This window comes from Bradyrhizobium sp. 31Argb (assembly GCF_043638955.1).
GTDB lineage: Bacteria > Pseudomonadota > Alphaproteobacteria > Rhizobiales > Xanthobacteraceae > Bradyrhizobium.
The window spans coordinates 1-767 of record NZ_JBEGDB010000660.1 but is presented as its reverse complement, the minus strand read 5'-3'; the positions used below and the strand labels follow the sequence as shown (position 1 = coordinate 767).

General features: G+C 59.8%; 2 protein-coding genes. Both read left to right on the top strand.

Annotated features, from left to right (window positions below):
* On the top strand, positions 1-242 hold a 242-nt coding region (locus tag AAFX91_RS42135), incomplete at its 5' end, for a hypothetical protein (protein ID WP_394570404.1).
* A gap of 211 nt (positions 243-453) precedes the next feature.
* Positions 454-597, top strand: coding sequence for a DUF2478 domain-containing protein (locus AAFX91_RS42130; protein WP_394570405.1), 144 nt, complete (start codon positions 454-456; stop codon positions 595-597).
* Positions 598-767 lie beyond the last annotated feature (170 nt).

Genomic DNA, 767 nt, shown 5'->3' with positions numbered 1-767 from the left:
AAGACCGCGCGAAACTACTTCGCCGTCGTCGCCATTGCCGCCACTCTGCTCTGGATAAGGTAACTGTCCACACGGCCCAGAGGATCACGGTCATGATCACCAAGCTTGCCGACATCGATCCGAAGCGCGTCGCGGCAATCCTCTACCGGCGAAACAGGACGCTTGTGAGCTGCTCGCCGACTTACCCCAGGAGTCTCATGCGGCAAGGCGTGCACGTCGGCGGCTTCGTTCAGCAAACCTGAAGGGCGCGACGGCATGAGAACCATGCTCGCGCTGGACATTGCGACGGGGCACGAGATTTCGATATGCGAGCACACCCGGCAGCGGCGCCATGTTCTGCAAGCTTGGTGCTAATAGGCTTACCGATGCTACCGTTGTGGTGGCCCACGCGATCAAGCGGCGTCGATCTCCTCGTGATTAACAAATTGTCCAAGAAGGAGGTTCGGCGGGGGCCTGCGCGACGAATTTATTGATGCGATCATCGCTGGTGTACCGCTCCTCACGACCGTCCCCGGAAAATGCCTTGTCGACTGGCGGACTTTCACCGGGGATGTTGGCACAACGCTGTGGTGCGAGCGCCAGGTCGTAGAGGGATGATGGCGCGACATCCCCCGCCGCCGCGCATCTGCGCGCAATCCATCCGGTCACGACGATTTAGTGATGTTCCCATCCGACAGTTTCATCACGGCTGAGAGCATCGCCGATCTTGCCCCGAGATTATCCACCACGATCGATGGAAAAAAGCCGTCACTGCCGGCTTCCGCTCC